Consider the following 15684-nt stretch of genomic DNA (forward strand, 5'->3'; position numbering starts at 1 on the left):
AAAAAAATGATACTATATATCAATATCAATCAAGCTGGAAAGGAGGTGGCAGAGAGCTTGAATTGTCGTGGCGTTTCTACGTATAAAGTAAAAATGCAAAAAAAGTTGAAAAGATCAACTTTTTATAACTAAACTATAACGCTAGTTTAATCCCGAAGAAATTTGGGATTTTTTTAGTTTAGCTGTAGGAATTAAATGATTAACGAAGATATAAAATTTATGAAACTAGTTTTAGCACTGGCAAGGAAAGGAGAGGGGTATACATCTCCTAATCCAATGGTAGGAGCACTTATTGTTAAAAATGGACAAATTATTGGAAGAGGATATCATTCGCGTGCTGGAGCGAATCATGCAGAGGTTTGTGCTATTAGAGATGCTGGTAAAAAGGTAAGCCATGGAACATTGTATGTGAATTTGGAACCATGTGTTCATACCAATAAAAAAACACCTCCATGTGTGCCGGCTATTATTGAAAATGGATTGAACAGAGTAGTAATAGGGATGATAGATTCGAATCCGTTAGTAAAAGGCAGTGGTATGCGAGCATTAGAAAGCGCCAATATTCAGGTTGTATGCGGAGTTATGGAAAAAGAAGCAAAGGAACTCAACAAGGTTTATATCAAATATATAACAACTAAACTGCCATTTGTTACAGTTAAATATGCAATGAGTGTTGATGGTAAAATTGCCACAAGAACAGGTGATTCAAAATGGATAAGCAATGATAAATCCAGAAGGTTTGTGCACAGATTAAGAAGCATATCTGATGCAGTTCTTGTTGGAGTAGGTACTGTTATTAAAGATAATCCTCGTCTTACACCAAGACACGGTGGTATTACAGATAGAATGCCAATGAGAATAATATTGGACAGTAGCGCAAGGATTCCTATGGAATCAAGAATTTTGGATACTAGAGAGGCGGTTACTATCGTTGTAGTTACAAAAAGAGCTCCTAAATCCAATGTTGAAAAACTGAAACAAATGGGGATTGAAGTAATATGTTGCAAAAGCGATAAAAGCAATCTGGTTGATATTTATGACCTGCTTAGTAAATTAGGTAAAAAAGGTATTGCAAGCATCCTTGTTGAAGGCGGCTCAAGAGTTATATCCTCATTTATGGAAGAAAGAGCAGTAGACAGAATTTGTGCTTTTATTTGTCCCAAAATAATAGGTGGAAAGACGGCATTAGTTCCTTTTGTGAGCAGGGGAGTAAGTAGAATAAAAGATGCAGTTTCCCTGAAGGATATTAAAGTTAGAAGATTTAAAGATGATATAATGATAGAAGGATATCCGAACTGGTAATATATGTTTACAGGAATAATTCAGGGAATAGGTAGTATTCTTAGAATAAAAAAAAGTGCTCAGACGTGGGAATTTACCATTGCATCGAAAAGCATGGAAAGCTCAAATATAGGAGATAGTATTGCCGTTAATGGAGTTTGTTTAACTATTACAAAAATAGATGGGAAAGATTTCTCAGTGGATGTAATTAATGAAACTTTACAAAGGACGAATCTTGGTTTATTGCGTATGGGAGACGGAGTTAATATTGAGAGACCTCTGCGTGTTGGAGATCAATTAAGCGGGCATTTTGTTCTGGGACATATTGATAATACAGGAACTATTATATCCACAGTTCTTGGCTCTGGGGGAATTCTTGAAGTAGAAACAAAGGATGAGATTATGACCTATATTGTTGAGAAAGGTTCTATAGCTGTTGACGGGGTAAGCTTGACAGTTGCCGAAGTTTATAAAAAGAGTTTCAAAGTCGCGCTTATTCCGCATACTACCAGCATTACAACATTGCGTAATAAAAAAATAGGAGATATTGTCAATTTAGAGGTAGATATATTGGGGAAACATGTTGCCAAAATTTTAAAACATAAAGAATCAAAGCTGAGTTTAGGCTTTTTGGAAGAAAAGGGGATAATCTAAATATGAAGAAATATAAGTTCAACACAATCCAGCAAATAATAAAGGATATTAAAGAAGGGAAATTTGTTATTGTAGTGGATGATGAAAACAGGGAAAACGAAGGAGATCTGGTTATAGCAGCAGAGAAGATAACTTCAGATGGAATTAATTTTATGGCAAAGCATGGCAGGGGCCTAATCTGTGTTCCTATGACAGAAAAACGCCTGAAAGAGTTAAAAGTTGACGCTATGGTGCCTGATAGTTCCGACCGGCTGGATACGGCTTTTACCGTATCAGTTGATGCAAAAAAAGGTATAACAACAGGTATATCAGCTCATGACAGGGCATTAACTGTAAAAAGACTTATAGACTTCAAGGCAAAGCCGAATGACTTAACAAAGCCCGGACATATTTTTCCACTAAAAGCTAAAGCTGGAGGTGTGTTGGAAAGAGCCGGGCATACAGAGGCATCTTTGGACCTGGCAGAACTGGCTGGATTATATCCTGCGGGTGTGATTTGTGAAATAATGAATGAAGACGGAACCATGTCAAGGGTTCCTGAACTTATTAAGTTTGCAAAACAGTACAATTTGAAAATATGTACAATAGCAGACCTGATTAAATATAGAGGAAAATTCGGGAAATTAATCAAAAGGATTGTAGAGACGAAACTACCGACAAAATATGGACAATTTAGACTCATTGCCTATGAAGACATAATAGATCACTCTGTTCATGTTGCACTTGTGAAAGGAGATATTAAAAATAAGAAGGATGTGCTTGTAAGAGTACACTCGCAATGCTTAACAGGAGATATATTGGGTTCATTAAGATGTGATTGCGGCGACCAATTGTCTCAATCATTAACAGAAATTCAAAAACAAGGCGAAGGAGTGCTTCTTTATATGTCTCAGGAAGGCAGAGGAATTGGCCTTGCAAATAAATTACGTGCATACAGTCTTCAGGATGAAGGCTTGGATACAGTTGAAGCGAATGTAAAGCTTGGTTTTCGTCCAGATTTAAGGGATTATGGAATTGGAGCCCAGATACTAGTAGATCTAGGACTAAAAACTATACGTCTCTTAACAAATAATCCGAAGAAGATTATTGGATTGCAAGGCTATGGACTGAAGGTTACAGAGAGAATTCCTATCGAAGTTGAACCGACTAGTGAGAACAAAAAATATCTCAAGACAAAGAAAGAGAAATTAGGGCATATACTGAGGCATATATAGAGTAAAATAATAAATTTCAAATAACAAACAAAAAAATCAAAAAACAAACAGGGGGTAAAAATGAAAGTGTATGAAGGGAAACTAGTTGTTGAAGGAAAGAAGTTTGGTGTTGTTGTATCAAGGTTCAATGAGTTCATTACATCAAAGATGCTGGATGCGTGCATAGACACACTCAAGCGTCACGGCGCTAAGGATGAAGAGATAGCTGTTACCTGGGTGCCTGGATCATTTGAGATTCCGTATGCAGCAGATAAGATGGTAAAAACGAAGAAGTATGACAGTGTTATTTGTATTGGCGCATTGATTCGCGGTGGCACACCTCATTTTGACTATATAAGCTCACAGGTAACAAAGGGAATAGGCCAAGTCTCTCTCTCTACAGGAGTGCCTGTGATATATGGTGTAATTACCTGCGATACATTGGAGCAGGCAATTGAAAGAGCAGGAACAAAATCTGGAAACAAGGGCAGGGACGCCGCTCTCTCAGCAATTGAAATGGTAAATCTGTTTGATGAGATAGGAAAGTAAATGGGAAGTCGGAGAAAAGGAAGAGAACTTGTTCTGACACTGTTGTATAGAACAGAGTTTTCTAGTGATAAAAACATAAAGCGAGCTATAGAAAATATTATCAAACTTGATACTGAACAGTATGGATCAGATACAAGAGATTTTGCAGAAGATTTATTTAGAGGAGTACTTGCAAATAGAGAGATAATCGATAAACTTCTTGAGAAATATCTGGAGCACTGGGAGATAAACAGAGTAGCAGTTATAGATAAAAGCATAATGAAAATGGCTATACATGAGATACTCTTTAGAAATGATATTCCTGATGTCGTATCCATTAATGAAGCAGTGGAGTTGGCCAAGAAGTATAGTACAGAGAAGAGCGGAGGATTTGTTAATGGAATTCTTGACAGGATAAGAAAAGATAAAAGGGGAATATTGAAATCTATAAATGAATAGAAACAAAATTGAGGAAATAGCTCTCTGGCTCAGCACAGGATTTCTGGCATTTCTGGTTCTATTTAGACCATTAGTCTCAGGAATAAGCTATCCATGGTCAAATACTGTATGTCAGCTTACTATTTTGCTAATTTTAGCAGTTTGGATTACTAAGTGTATCTGGCTGGGTAGATTTAGCCTGGTAAAAACATCCCTATATATTCCAATATTAAGTTTTGCGTTTTTTGTCATTTTATCCTGTATATACTCAGTTAATCTTAATGCCAGTTTAAAACAAGCCTATATTATTGTTCCAAATATCTTATTGTGTTTTTTAGCCATAAATATTATTAGGGAAAAGAAACAAGTTTTTATAATCACGGCATGTCTGGTACTAGCAGCAACCGTTGTTTCTCTTTATGGTATTTATCAGTATTTCTGGGGGTTAAATGAGACAAGAAACTGGGTTCTTCAGCAAGACACACAATTCCCTATAGAACTTCTTTCCAGACTGGGTATAAATGAAATCTTTTCAACCTTTGTCTACCCGAACGCGTTAGCAGGATATCTTTTGTTAATACTGCCTCTTTGTATTTCCTTATTTTTTATTTCTAAATCTTTTTATAGGTTGTTACTTAGTGTGGCAGCAGCGAGTGTTGCTTTATGTCTTTATCTTACATATTCCAAGGGAGGATGGGGGATTTTTTTAATATTGGGCTTAGTGTCAATTCTGATTTTGATGTATAAGAAATTCAGGCATAAGAAGGGATTTTACATAGTTTCAATATCAGCAATAGTTGGGCTGATCATATTCTCTGCGATATTCCTGAAAATTGTTGATAGAACTTATATGATCCATGACACGTTAGGTTCTTTTAAGGTAAGGTTAAATTACTGGAAGGCGTGTCCGGGTATGGTTAGAGATTTTCCATTTGGCAGTGGCATAGCTACATTTGGAAACATTTATCCAAAGTACAAGGTCCCACAGGCAAGAGAGGTGCAGCTTGCACACAATAGTTTTCTGCAACTCTGGACTGAGATAGGAACCCTAGGTGTGTTGAGTTTTTTATTGGTATGGATTATGTTTTTCAGGGATTGGCAAAAGACATTTCGCATTGCGTATGTAAAGATACTAAGTGTGGGCATATATATGGGATGTATTGCTTTTTTGATCCATAGTCTTGTTGATTTTGATTTCTATGTACCAGGAATATCAATGAATGTATGGCTGTTTATAGGAATGATAGAGGCACAAAAGCACAGAGGCACAAAGATAATAAAAATTAATTCATTCTTTGCAAAAGTAGTGTCTTCTATGTTTTTGGTTTTAGTTGTATGGGTAATGTCTGTTATTTTAGTCAGACCGTCAATTGCAGAGATACATAAGGACAAAGCGATTGATTATTTACGCAGTAATAATCTTGGACCTGCTGAAGAAGAACTTGAGACAGCAATCCGGTTTGATAAGACCAATGGTCAATACTACTCCTTGCTGGGAGAGATATTAAGACAAAAAGCCAGGTTTGAGGAAGCAATAGCTCTTTATAGAAAAGCAATAGCGCACAATAAATATATGCCGCATTATCACTTTGCTTTGGGAAAACTTCTTATTGTGAGAGGCAAAGGGAATAGTGTAATGATAGAAGAAGGTATTAAAGAATTCGAAACAACCGTAGAATTATATCCTACAAAGCCTTTCTATCTAAAAAATCTTGCATATATATATAGGCTTATGGGCAGGAATGAGGAAGCGGGTAATTTGCTGCTAAAGGCAGAGCAGATGGGAAAGATGCGTGAGTAAGATGTACAAAGAGCGTATTAAAAAGCTAAGAAAGGAGTTGGGTAAGTCAGGACTCAAATTTTTTATTGTTACAAACATACGGAATTGTCTTTATTTAACAGGCTTTACCGGCTCTGAAGGTGTGGTACTCATTACTCCAACATTGGTTTGTCTTATTGTTGATTTCCGGTATATAGAACAGGCGCAGGAGGAGGCAAAGAATACAAAAGTCATTAAAAGAGAAGGGGCTTTGCACTTGTTGTTACGAGATGTATTGAAGAAATATAAAAATGAAGAAATTGCTTTTGAGTCAGATTCCATAACCTTTAAAAAGCATAAAGAGATAAAAAAATCATTACCACAGAATCGTCTTGTGCCAACATTGAATGTAGTGGAAGGGTTGAGGGCTATTAAATATGGAGGAGAGATCGCTTTAATAGAAAAGGCAGTAAGAATCAGTGATGAAGTGTTTAAACATATCTGTGATTTTATTAAACATGGTAGAAGTGAGATCAATGTTGCAGCAGAGATAGAACATGTGGCAAAAAGAAAATGGTCCTCTTGTGTGGGGTTTGATACAATAGTACTTTCAGGAGAGAGAACATCACTTCCTCATGGGGCGCCGTCGCAGGATTTATTAAAAAACGGCATTGTTCTTTTGGACTTTGGGTGTGTGTTTTCAGGTTATAACTCAGATATCACAAGAACTATATTTCTCGGGAAAGCAACAGCGAAGCAAAAAGAAATCTACAATATTGTTTTGGAAGCACAGAAAATTGCTATTAAGAGCGTAAGCCCTGGAGTAAAAGTATCCTGTATAGATAAAGTAGCGCGTGATTATATAGCTGATAAAGGATATAGCGAATACTTTGGACATAGCACTGGTCATGGTGTTGGATTGGATGTACACGAGCTTCCTGCTATATCAAGTAAAAGCGATGAAGTATTACAGTCAGGCATGATTTTTACAATTGAGCCTGGCATATACATTCCGGGATGGGGCGGCATCAGGATAGAAGATATGGTGGAGGTAACAGACAATGGATGTAAAATTATAACAAAGTCATCAAAAGAAATTATAGAGATTTTGTAAACGCTTTTGTCATTGCAATCTTGTAGGGGCACAGCGTGCTGCGCCCTTTTTTCTTTATGGTTTGGGGATGGTGGGGTATAATGGGAAAAATATGAAAGATTGGTAAAAAATGACTAACGATTCGACATTTATTACAAACACTAAAACCAAAAAGCTGAAGAGTCGGCTTATTGAATTGATTCAAAAAAGCGATGAACTGAAGTTTCTGGTCGGTTTTTTCTATTTTTCAGGAATCAAAGAACTGTATAAAGGACTAAAAGAAAATCCGGATGTTAATATCAAAGTTTTAGTTGGCTTGAATGTTGACAAAACCAATTTAGGATTGGTTGAATTTGAAGATAATGACAGCGAGATATCCGACGAAGAAAAAAGCTATAGATTCATTCAGTCAGTAAAGAAATCTTTAAATTCAGAAGATTTTGATACAGAAGAATTTTATCGGCAGGTCAGATATTTTATTTCGCTTATCAAAGAAGATAGATTAATAATCAGGAAAACATATAATCCAAATCACGCTAAAATTTACCTGTTTAAATTAGAAGAGGGTCAGGTTGGCAAAAGAAATCTATTCATCACCGGAAGCAGTAATTTAACAAAAGCCGGCGTTTCCGCACAACAGGAATTCAATGTTGAAATAAGCGATTACGGATTTAAAGAGGCTGATGATTATTTTGACGTTTTGTGGAATGATGCAGTAAAAATAACAGATGATGATGTCACTAAAAGAAAATTAATAGAAGTTATTGAAAAAGAATCCATTATTAAAGATATCACTCCATTTGAAGCCTTTGTTTTGGTCTTAAAAACCTATCTTGATTCATTTGAGAAAAAAGAAATAAGCGAGTCTCTTATAAAAACTATGGAAGACAACGGTTATATTCCATACGAATACCAGCTGGACGCAATTGGGCAGGCGCTTGCTATTATTGAGAAAGATAACGGAGTAATTATTGCGGATGTTGTTGGCTTGGGAAAATCCGTAATTGCTTCTGCTGTTGCAAAAGAATTAAAAAAGCGCGGTATTATTATCTGTCCTCCGGGCATTATTGGAGATAAGAACAAAAATTCAGGATGGAAAAAGTATGCTGAGGAGTTTGGACTGCGTGATTGGGAAGTGCGTTCGTCAGGAGATATGGAAAATACTGCAGCATTTATCAAAAAGACAAAAGATATTGAAGTTGTAATTATTGATGAAGCCCACCGTTTTAGAAATCAGGATACAAAGGATTATGAATATCTAAAAAACATCTGCCGCAATAAAATCGTAATCCTGCTTACTGCTACTCCGTTCAACAATAAACCCGGTGATATTTTATCTTTATTGAATCTGTTTATTACACCCAAAAAGTCGTCAATTACGCTGGAAAACAATCTTGTAGATAGATTTAAGGCGTTCAAAGGAGTTTTTGACCGTCTCGGCTTTATAAAAAAATATTGGAATTCCGCAAATGAATATAAAAGAAGAAAGGCAGAGGCTTACTATGAAGCACTCTTTGAAGAAAAGCCTATTGATTTAAGAAAGGTAAAACAACGCTCACATTATCTGGCCGGACAAATTCGGGATGTAATAGAGCCTGTTACTATTCGGCGAAATCGCCTTGATCTGCAAAATAATCCTCTTTACAAAAATGAGGTCAAAGATTTGTCCAAAACAAAAGACCCTGAGGAGTGGTTCTTTGAATTATCAAAAAGTCAGTCAGAATTTTACGACAAAGTTATCAGCGATTATTTTGGAGACCCTGATGATGGAGGACAGTTCAATGGTGCCATTTATCGGCCTTTTGAATATGAAGTGGAGCAAAAAAGAATTACCAGTGAAAAATTAAATGAACAAGAGAATTTCCAATTTATCCAACAGCGTAATTTGTACGATTTTATGCGCCGCTTGGTTGTAAAACGATTTGAAAGCTCTTTCGGTTCTTTTAAGAGAAGTATAGAGAACTTTAAAAGAATCACAGAGATCGTATTGGACTTCATTAATAAAACCAATAAATATATTCTTGATCGCTCTCTTTTAGAAAAAATATATACCTTGAATCTAGAACAGATTGAAGAATATTTAAAAGACTATTCTGAAAAAATAAGGAGCGGAGATTATCCAAAGAATCATAAAGTATACAAGGTGGATAAGTTTAAATATAAAGATAATTTCATTGCGCATATTAAAGCGGACCTGATTCTTTTTGACAATATTCTGAAAGAGCTGTCAGCATTGGATTTGGTAAAGGATGATCCTAAAACAGACTGCATGTTAAAGCATGTTAAAAATATCTTAAAACGGAAACCGAAGGAGGACGAACCTAGAAGAAAAATAATTATTTTTTCCGAATATGTTGATACAGTTAAGTATCTTGAGCCAACACTAAAAAAGCATTTTGGCGAAAGAATGCTTTTTGTAACAGGAGATTTATCCTCTAATAAAATTTCTCAGATAAACAAAAATTTTGACGCTTCATTTGATGGACAGGAAGACAAATACGATATCCTGCTCTCTTCTGACAGAATATCGGAAGGGTTCAATTTGAACCGAGCCGGCATGGTAATTAATTATGATATTCCATGGAATCCTGTGCGGGTGATTCAGCGTGTCGGACGCATTAACCGCATCAGCAAAAAGGTGTTCAATAATCTTTACATTGTCAATTTCTTTCCAACTGAGAAAGGCGCAGAACTGGTCAAATCACGTGAGATCGCAGCCAACAAAATGTTTTTGATCCATTCCACTTTAGGGGAAGACTCCAAGATATTTGATATTGACGAAGAACCCTCGCCATCAAGGCTGTTCCAAAAGATCCAGCAAAATCCGGATAAATTGGAAGAGGAAAGCTTTTACACAAAAGCCCAGAAAAAATTCATGGAGATTAAAAAAGAAAACCCCAAGTTAATTGAGGAATTAAAAGATTATCCGACAAGAATAAAAACCGCTAAAAAATTCAAGGAGAACGAGCTTCTGGTTTTCTTCAAAAAAGGCCGCTTATATATTCGCGCCATAAAGCAGAATGAAGATAAAAGCAATCAGGTATATCAAGTTTCTTTTGAAGAAGCGTTTGACAAAATTCTATGCGAGAAAAACGAGCCAAAACTCTCTCTTAGCGGTTCTTTCTGGGAATCCTATGTAAAAATCAAAAAATTCAAGGAATACAGGCATATTCCCGCAAGTGATCAAAGCATAGAACAAAAAGCATTGATTAACTTAGGAAGTTTTATTTCAAAGCCATGGGAATCATTTCTGCCTCATCTGGATTTTTTAAGAACATTGCGTGAGGACATAATAGATTACGGCACGCTTGCCGATTACACTCTACGCCGCATTTCTAATTTAGGAAGTTCAAGCGAAACTAAGCAAAAGGAAATTCTTCTAAATATCGTTGCTTTAAAACATGAGCTTGGAGAGGATTATCTGCAAAAAGAAAAAGAAAGGCAAAAAGATCTAACAAAAGAAATAATTATTGCCATTGAAAATCAAAAGCTATGAGCAGGGATATTTTAGACAGCATAATTAATGATTTTGACTCTGAAAAATTCGCCAGATTTTTTCGTGAAAAGAACAGATCCGCTTTTGCGCCAAGAAAAGAAGAACTGCTTCATTATGATGATGAAGATTTTAAAAACGGCTTGAAGCTTGGCGAGATTGCGTTTACGGATGCAAAATTGTTTGTATGCACTTTTCAGGTATCCAATCCGCTCTCTGAAAGAAGCGGCAAAAAGGCGCAGTATGAGAAAGCCAAGAAGATTCTAAAAATCCATCGGGAATATAGCGCAGGCATTTTTATTTTCTATGATGCAAACGGCAATTTCCGTTTTTCTTTGATTTACGATATCCCTCATGGAAATAAAAGAGATTGGAGCAATTTCCGCAGATTTACTTATTTTGTCAGCAAGGAATTTACAAACAAAACATTTCTCAAGCAGATTGGCGAAAGCGACTTCTCGTCATTGGAAAAAATCAAGGAAGCGTTTAGTGTTGAGAAGGTTACCAAAGAGTTTTATGAAGATATTGCCAACTGGTATTTTTGGGCGGTTAAGCATAGTACTTTTCCGAAAGACGCTGAGGTGGAGAACGGCAGAAACATAGCAGTCATTCGCCTTATTACCAGAATTATTTTTATCTGGTTTATGCGAGAAAAAGAAAATTTGGTCCCAAATGATTTATTTAAAGAGAATAAGATCAAAACAATTCTTAAAGATATATCATCAGACGTTTCAACTTACTATAAAGCAGTTTTGCAGAACCTATTCTTTGCCACATTAAGTACCAAAAAAAATGAAAGAGATTTTCGCAATGAAAAAAGATTCCAAGGGAAAAATAAAGATTTTGGAAATCAGTATGTGTATCGTTATCACGGTCTTTTTAGTTCACCGGACGAAATTAAAACTTACTTTGGAAAAATTCCCTTTTTAAATGGTGGTCTTTTTGAATGTTTAGATGATGGAATAAATAATTATTATGTTGACGGTTTTACTGAGAGAAAAGAATATCAACCAATAATTCCGAATTTCCTTTTTTTTGGCGGGGAGCAAAAAGCAGATCTCAATACCGCTTACGGCACAAAAAACAAAACCTACAAAGTTAGAGGGCTTTTAAACATTCTTTCATCGTTTAATTTTACTATTGATGAGAACTCCCCGGATGATCAGGACATAGCTCTTGACCCCGAGCTTTTGGGTAGAGTCTTTGAAAATCTTTTGGCAAGTTTTAATCCGGAAACATCCACCACTGCTCGTAAAGCTACCGGCAGTTATTACACCCCGAGAGAAATCGTTGATTATATGGTATCAGAGTCGCTTAAGGCGTATTTTAAAACGCATCTTTCGGCTATTTCCGATTTAGATAAAAAAATAGAGCAGCTTTTTTCAACAGGAAGCGAAGAAAATCCTTTTGACAAATCGGAGTCAAAAAAGATCGTAGAACTGATTGAAAGTGTCAGAATTGTTGATCCTGCGGTTGGTTCCGGCGCGTTTCCAATGGGCGCGCTTAATAAATTGGTATTTATCTTAAATAAAGTTGATCCGGGTAATGAGCTTTGGAAACATGCCCAGCTTTCGGCGGCGGATACAATACCCGATCCGCGCATCAAACAAGATACCAAAAACCGTATTGAAGAATTTTTCAAAGGTAAAAACGCGGATTACGGACGAAAACTGTACTTGATCCAAAAATGTATTTATGGAGTGGATATTCAACAGATTGCGGTAGAGATCGCCAAACTGCGTTTTTTTATTTCGCTTTTGGTAGATGAAAAAATTGACAGAAATCATCCTGATGGGAATTGGGGCATTGAACCATTGCCGAATCTTGATTTTAAAATTATGCAGGGCAATAGCCTGCTTGAAGAGTATGAGGGCGTAAAACTTTTTGATGAAAAATTTATTACTAGTATTGATTTTGATAAACAAAAACTCATTGGATCAATAAAACAGAAACAGTCAGAATTGCAAAAAGAATATTTAGATCTTCACGCAAAAAATAAACTTACAAAAATTAAGCAGGCAGAATTAAATGAAGAGTTAAAAAAACTTGATAAACAATTGAAAGGTTTAAACAAACAGGACAATAAAACTGAAGAAGCCACGGGGCTCTTTGACGTCCAAAATGAGGCAAAACAAAAAAGAGAGATGTTGAAGCGACTTCACAAAGAATTTTTTGAAACTAATGAGAAAGAAACAAAGGAGAAAATTAAAAAACAGATTGAGAAAATTGGGTGGGATCTGATTGAAGCCACGCTTAAAGAGCAGGACAAAACATCTGAACTTAAAAAAATAGAGCAATTCAAAAAATCAAACACAAAACCATTCTTTCTCTGGAAACTTCATTTTGCAGATGTTTTTGAAAATGGTGGTTTTGATATTGTAATTGCCAATCCGCCGTATATTGGTGAAAAAGGTCATAAAGAAATTTTCGACCCAGTTCATAGCGGAAATCTTAAGAAATATTATCAAGGCCAGATGGATCTATTTTATTTCTTTTTTCACCTTGCCCTAAATCTTGGGAAACAGGATTCTAGTGTTGCTTTTATAACCACAAATTATTATCCGACCGCTACCGGTGCACGGAATCTGCGGATAGACCTTAGTAATCGTGCGACGATTAAACAACTCATTAATTTTGGCGAGTTAAAGATTTTTGAATCCGCCCTTGGTCAGCACAATATGATCACGATTTTTCAAAAAGAAAACAATAAAAACGCTATAGCTAAAACTCGTATTACAAAAAGGAAGGGGGATTCTAGCTCGGAGATACTACAGGCAATTGTCGAAGGAACAGATACACAAACAGATTATTTCCAAGTAGCTCAAGGCGATTTATATGATGGAGAAGAATACTACATTAGATTGGCTGGTAATTCTATGGAGAGTAATGATCCGACTCAGTCTACTATTAACAAAATTAAGCAGCAAGGCGTATTATTGTCGATGTTGTGCAATGTAAACGTGGGGCTATATACAGGGGCTGATAAGGTAAGCAATAGTTACATTCAAAAGTATTCGTTAAAGATGGATAAGAATGAAGGTATTTTTATTATAACCAGGGAAGAGATGAAGATGTTGAACCTGAATAGTCTTGAACGATCTAAAATTAGTTCTTTTTACAAAAACTCTGATATTTTCAGGTGGCATACCAAACAAAACCCCGATTTATTTTTAATCAATATATCTTATCCTGAGAACAAAGACATAGACCTCAAAAAAATTCCCAATATATTTAGACACGTTTCAAAATACGAGAAAATTTTACGGCACAGAAAGTCTAACGACAATGGACTACGTGCGGTAATCGCGGCTGGTTATTGGTGGTCGTTTACAATCAGGCAAATTGATTTCAATAAGCCTAAAATAGTTGTTCCTCAAAGAAGTCCACGAAACACCTTTGGTTATAATGAAGTCCCTTGGTATGCAAGTGCTGATGTTTATTTTATTACCGAAAAAGATAAATCAGTTTCATTAAAATACATTTTAGCTCTTCTTAATTCAAAACTCTATTATCTTTGGCTTTATAATCGGGGCAAAAGGAAAGGGGAAACACTAGAACTTTATCAGCAGCCACTTTCTGAAATTCCAATTAAAAAAATATCTCTTGATGATCAAAAATCATTTATTGAAATCGTTGATAAAATTTTGTTAATTACCAAAGCTATCAATTATTTAGAAAATCCCGAAAAAAAAGAAGAAGTCAAAGAATACGAACGTCAGATTGATCAAATGGTTTATAAGTTGTATGGATTGACGGAAGAGGAAGTTGCTTTAGTTGAGGCAGTATGAAAAATAGAAAGAGATAAAAATAAAGTTCATATATCAATTGTTAGAATAAATAATAAGGAGAAATCATGGCAGATATTATTAAAACATTACTGATGCTAAAAGGGAAAGTTTTAGATGCAGTAAATTTTGAACTGTTGCGAAGAGCCTACGAATTACAAAACCAAAATATTGAACAATTAAAAAACAACAATGAAGCACTCAAGGAAAGCAACACCCTCTTACGAGATAAAGCCAATCGATTAGAGAGCGAAAACAATGAATTTAAACAAAACATCAAAAACTTAGAAAAAAAGATAAATTCAATCAATAATAACAAGATGTCTCAAGAACTATCGGAAGTTGCTGAAGCAATATTACTCGAATGCAAGGGAAAAGATAAAAAAGAATTTGGAGCGGAAGATATGATAGAAATTTTATCATATAGAAAACTAGAAATTGAAGGAGCTATTAATGAGTTATCAAAACTTAAGCTAATTTCCGTATATGAGACACCTTTAATGGGAGGAATTCGTTACGATTTAACTCCTAAAGGAACAGAATTCGTGCTTAAAATTCATAAGGGATAATAATGCCTAAAAAAATGGGGTAATCTGCTTTTATGTCAGATGAAACATACAATCATCAGCTTTCTTGTTTAGGCGAGGTCTATACATTCTTTACGACTTCAGCGGTTGCAAAAAATCCTAGGGATTTCTCAAATCTTGAGGAACACTTGAGTGAGAGAAATATGGATTCAAATATTCTTAATGCATCTGAAGCTTTTGTTGCTGCTACGGAGATTGAAAAAAAATTCATTGGTCCTGCGATTCTTCTTTATGTTTCATCTGTAAATGCTTTTGCGCCTGGACCAGACGTTGAGTTGCGGGAGCAAATACGCGGTGCTAAGAAGATATTCAAAGAGCTTAACATCATAAACAATCCAGATGTAAAGGCAACCTATGACGCTGCTTACGATAAAGCCAATTTTGTTCGACTGACGAAATTTTTGGAATCAGAATTTAGCGAGGCATTAAAGCAATCATCATTGGGTTATAAAAACGACATTATAGACAAGATTGCAAAAGACATAGTTGTTGCTTCTCATAAGACAAGGCATGAGGGGAAGATTGATCCACACAAGAAGTGTATTTTTATAGGTGCAGGTAGTTCTTTGTATGTTCTAGATGAAAAGGATGAGAAGAAACTCGCGGCTGGGAAACGCTTATATTTTGGTGCTCCCATTAATACAATTCATCAAACAAATTTTGGTAGTAAGCCACTCTTACGTCCTGCTAAGTTTGGTAGCGCATACTGTATTATGAAACACTTTAAAGATTGGGTAGAGAAAATTGAAAAGAAACCTTAACCATCTGAATTCCCCAATCAAATCAAAGAATGACACAACAAAGCAAAAGGGCACGGCACGCCGTGCCCATACGGAACAAAATGGGAAGACGACGAATATTATAAAAACGAGA

General features: G+C 35.7%; 11 protein-coding genes. All 11 read left to right on the top strand.

The window, feature by feature from the left end; genetic code table 11:
* Window positions 1-195 precede the first annotated feature (195 nt).
* The 11 genes from ribD to Q7J67_09560 all read left to right on the top strand — a co-directional run bounded on the left by ribD (window position 196) and on the right by Q7J67_09560 (window position 15572).
* On the top strand, window positions 196-1302 hold the full coding sequence (gene ribD / locus Q7J67_09510) for a bifunctional diaminohydroxyphosphoribosylaminopyrimidine deaminase/5-amino-6-(5-phosphoribosylamino)uracil reductase RibD (GenBank protein MDO9465516.1): 1107 nt from the start codon (window positions 196-198) through the stop codon (window positions 1300-1302).
* A gap of 3 nt (window positions 1303-1305) precedes the next feature.
* A complete protein-coding gene (locus Q7J67_09515) occupies window positions 1306-1935 on the top strand; it encodes a riboflavin synthase (protein ID MDO9465517.1) in 630 nt (209 codons plus the stop codon).
* 2 nt (window positions 1936-1937) lie between these two features.
* Window positions 1938-3149: a bifunctional 3,4-dihydroxy-2-butanone-4-phosphate synthase/GTP cyclohydrolase II gene (locus Q7J67_09520; GenBank protein MDO9465518.1), complete on the top strand. Its 1212-nt coding sequence runs from the start codon at window positions 1938-1940 to the stop codon at window positions 3147-3149.
* A 60-nt stretch (window positions 3150-3209) separates the two neighbouring features.
* Window positions 3210-3677, top strand: coding sequence for a 6,7-dimethyl-8-ribityllumazine synthase (gene ribE, locus Q7J67_09525; protein MDO9465519.1), 468 nt, complete (start codon window positions 3210-3212; stop codon window positions 3675-3677).
* The gene (gene nusB, locus Q7J67_09530) at window positions 3678-4115 is read left to right on the top strand and encodes a transcription antitermination factor NusB (GenBank protein ID MDO9465520.1); all 438 of its coding nucleotides are present in this window, start codon (window positions 3678-3680) and stop codon (window positions 4113-4115) included.
* Entirely contained in the window at window positions 4108-5895 is a 1788-nt protein-coding gene (locus Q7J67_09535) for an O-antigen ligase family protein (GenBank protein ID MDO9465521.1), read from the top strand. The genes nusB and Q7J67_09535 overlap by 8 nt, the downstream gene beginning before the upstream one ends.
* Before the next feature lies 1 nt (window position 5896).
* Entirely contained in the window at window positions 5897-6967 is a 1071-nt protein-coding gene (locus tag Q7J67_09540) for an aminopeptidase P family protein (protein MDO9465522.1), read from the top strand.
* A 109-nt stretch (window positions 6968-7076) separates the two neighbouring features.
* A complete protein-coding gene (locus Q7J67_09545) occupies window positions 7077-10442 on the top strand; it encodes a helicase-related protein (protein ID MDO9465523.1) in 3366 nt (1121 codons plus the stop codon).
* Window positions 10439-14227, top strand: a complete 3789-nt coding sequence (locus Q7J67_09550) for a TaqI-like C-terminal specificity domain-containing protein (GenBank protein MDO9465524.1) — start codon at window positions 10439-10441, stop codon at window positions 14225-14227. Before Q7J67_09545 ends, Q7J67_09550 begins: the two co-directional genes overlap by 4 nt.
* A gap of 65 nt (window positions 14228-14292) precedes the next feature.
* On the top strand, window positions 14293-14793 hold the full coding sequence (locus Q7J67_09555) for a hypothetical protein (GenBank protein MDO9465525.1): 501 nt from the start codon (window positions 14293-14295) through the stop codon (window positions 14791-14793).
* 32 nt (window positions 14794-14825) lie between these two features.
* On the top strand, window positions 14826-15572 hold the full coding sequence (locus Q7J67_09560; GenBank protein ID MDO9465526.1) for a hypothetical protein: 747 nt from the start codon (window positions 14826-14828) through the stop codon (window positions 15570-15572).
* Window positions 15573-15684: the final 112 nt, after the last annotated feature.

Source organism: bacterium, assembly GCA_030652805.1.
Classification (GTDB): Bacteria; JAHJDO01; JAHJDO01; order JAHJDO01; family JAHJDO01; genus JAHJDO01.